This window comes from Candidatus Baltobacteraceae bacterium, assembly GCA_036559195.1.
GTDB lineage: Bacteria > Vulcanimicrobiota > Vulcanimicrobiia > Vulcanimicrobiales > Vulcanimicrobiaceae > JALYTZ01.
In genome coordinates, this window is record DATBTN010000062.1 from 1 (window position 1) to 2988 (window position 2988).

The following is a 2988-nucleotide window of genomic DNA, read 5'->3' on the forward strand; positions in this document are numbered from 1 at the left end:
CCCCCGCCAGCGGTAGTAGCTGCCAAGAAACCGAACTTCAGGGGGCATGACGATCGGGGAGCAGAGCGACGAAGCTCTGATACGGCTGGTCCGCGACGGCGAGCGCGAGCTGTTCTCCGTTCTCGTTGACCGTTACAAACGTGGGATCGCAAGCTTTATCGGTGCCAGCGTACGCAACCAGGCCGACGTGGCCGACCTCTCGCAGGAGACCTTCCTGCGGGCCTACGCGCACTTGGCTACCTTCAATCCCGCGCTCGGCAAGTTCTCGACCTGGATCTACCAAATCGCCCGCAACGTGGTGCGCACCTATCTGGGCAAGGCCCAGCGGCACGTCCCCACCCAGGAGCTGCCCGAAGATCAAACGCTCGAAAACGCCCTGCCCGACCACACTCGCGAAGCCGACCCCTCCGGCGGCGTTTTGCGCGAAGAGGCCGAGCGCGAAGTTCGAGCCGCGCTCGAAGAACTGCCCGAGCGCACGAGGACGGTGCTAGCGTTGCGCTACTTCAATAACATGGAATACCACACGATCGCGAGCACGCTCGGCTTGTCGCTCGGCAACGTGAAGACGCTGATTCACCGCGGCAAGATCGCCCTCGCGCAAAAGATGCGCGAACGCGAGCTGCGCTCGATGAGCACCGCGAAAGCGAAGGGAGGGCATCGTGCGCTGCTCGTCCTGTGAGCCGCTGCTCGACCGCTACTTCGAGGGCACGCTCAAACCACCGGTGATGCGGGCGATCTCCGCCCACTTGCGCAGCTGCCCTCACTGCACGGCGCTCTTAGATGAAGTCAACGTGATCGACGCGCTGCTCGCGACCACGCGCGCCACCGAACCGGCGCCGAACTTCACGTTTGCCATTATGGCCGAAGTGCGCTCGATGCCGGCGCCGCGCAAACGGCACCACCCCGCGCCGCGACTCGTCGCGCTCTACATCGCGCTCGCCTGGGCGGCGGCCATCGTTTGGTTCATCGCGTCCGGCGCGAGCCCGCGCGCGATGGGGATGGCGTCAATGCACGCGGTCGCACGGCTCGGCTCGATCTTTACGTCGTTCGCCGCCGGCGGCGCGCACGCGCTCGGCCATTCAACGGCGGCGCTTGCCGCCATCGGCATCGTCGTGCTCGCGCTCGATATCGCCGTTGCGGTTGGGCTCGCGCGCTTTGCTCTTCGGGAGAGTCGTTCATGAAGCAGCGTTTTACGATCGCCATCTTCGCGCTGCTGGCGGCCTGCATCGCGTTCCCGGCAGCGGCGTCGGCGCACATTCGCGCGATCGATCATGGCGGCACGTATTGGGGCGACGTGAGCGTGGAGCCCAACCAAGTCGTTAACGGCGATATCGACGTGATCTTCGGCGACGCGCGAATCGAAGGCACGGTCAACGGCAACGTCAACGTCTTCGGCGGGCAGATCGAAAAGATGGACGGCTCGGTGATTACCGGTCACGAGAACGTGGTGGGCGGCGGGTTCACGGAGTCGATCGCGCCGTGGGTGCCGGCCGGCATCGCCGCCGAGAATTCGCGGATGGTGGCGCTGCTCGCATACAGCTTCATCATCGTGGTGATCTTCCTGATCTTTCCGATGCGCGTACGAGCGGCGCTCGACCGCGTCGAACTGCATCCCGGGCTCTCGGGCGCGGTCGGGGTGATCGCCGTGGTGGCGATCGTACCGCTCGCCGTGCTCTTCTTTTTCAGCATCGTCGGCTGGCCGCTGATTCCGCTCGAGATCGTGGCGGTGATCGCCGGCGTCTTTATCGGGCAGGCGGCGATCGGGCTGCTGATCGGCCGGCGACTGTGGGAGCTGATCCGCCCGCACACCACGCCCTCGCCGCTCGCCGCGCTGATCGTGGGCCTCGTCATCCTGGCGGCGGCCGAGATCGTGCCGGTCGTGGGGCACCTGGTTACGGCGCTGGTCTGGCTGATCGGCTTGGGCGCGACGATCCTTGCGTTCGTGCGCGAATTAGGCCCGCCCGGGCTGCCGCGCGTGCCTCGGGCGCCAATAAGCGGACCGCCGATGAACGCCGCCTAAGTACCCGCTCCTATGGCAACCATTTCGCGCACCACGCGATTCGCGGCGCGCACCTCGCGCATGCGGGCATCCACCATTCGAGAGATGCTGAAGGTGACACAACAACCCGATGTCATCTCCTTCGGCGGCGGCTTGCCCGCGCCCGAACTCTTCCCGCTCGACGCGATCGCCGAGTGCACGCGCGAAGTAATGGACACCTACGGCGCGCAGGCGCTGCAGTACAGCGTTACCGACGGCATCGTGGAACTGCGCACGTGGGTTGCGGAGCACTTGGCCTCGCGGCCGGGCGGCCCGCAATTCATCCCGGAAAACGTGGCGATCGTCAACGGCTCGCAACAGGGCCTCGATCTCATCGCCAAGATCTTTCTAGACCCCGGCGACCACGTAGTGCTCGAGAGCCCGTCGTACCTGGGTGCGATTCAGGCGTTCGATGCGTATCAGGCGCGCTACATCACCGTGGAGATGGACGACGACGGCATGGTGCCCGAGTCACTCGAGCACGCGCTCGCCCACACCGCACCGTTACCGAAGTTCGTGTATCTGGTTCCGAACTTTCAGAACCCCACGGGCCGCACGCTCGGGCACGACCGGCGCGAACGGGTCGTGCGCATCTGCGAGCACTACGGCGTGCCGATCGTTGAAGACGACCCGTATGGCGAACTTCGTTTCGGCGGCGACCACCTGCCCGCACTGGCGTCGTTCCACACGTCCGGGACGATCATCTATTGCGGCACGGGCAGCAAGATCATGGCGCCGGGCATGCGGATCGCGTGGCTGGCCACGCACGATCCCGAGGTCCGCGAAAAACTGGTCCTCGCCAAGCAGGGCGCCGATCTCCAAAGCGGCACGCTCGCGCAATACGTCTTCGCCCAATACGTAAGCCGCCGGGAAGAATTCAAAAAACACGTCGCTACGATCGTGCGCGTCTACGGCGAACGGCGCGACGTGATGATCGCCGCGCTCAAAGA

At 65.4% G+C, this 2988-nt stretch carries 4 protein-coding genes; all 4 read left to right on the forward strand.

The features are described from left to right. Window positions 1-46: 46 nt before the first annotated feature. Window positions 47-679 (forward strand): sigma-70 family RNA polymerase sigma factor, encoded by a 633-nt coding sequence (locus VIG32_10185; protein HEY8298378.1) that lies wholly within the window; start codon window positions 47-49, stop codon window positions 677-679. Continuing rightward, a complete protein-coding gene (locus VIG32_10190; protein HEY8298379.1) occupies window positions 660-1181 on the forward strand; it encodes a zf-HC2 domain-containing protein in 522 nt (173 codons plus the stop codon). The genes VIG32_10185 and VIG32_10190 overlap by 20 nt, the downstream gene beginning before the upstream one ends. Beyond that, a complete protein-coding gene (locus VIG32_10195) occupies window positions 1178-2020 on the forward strand; it encodes a hypothetical protein (GenBank protein ID HEY8298380.1) in 843 nt (280 codons plus the stop codon). Before VIG32_10190 ends, VIG32_10195 begins: the two co-directional genes overlap by 4 nt. A gap of 12 nt (window positions 2021-2032) precedes the next feature. Next, window positions 2033-2988 (forward strand): PLP-dependent aminotransferase family protein (locus VIG32_10200; protein HEY8298381.1); only part of this gene is annotated, 956 nt, incomplete at its 3' end.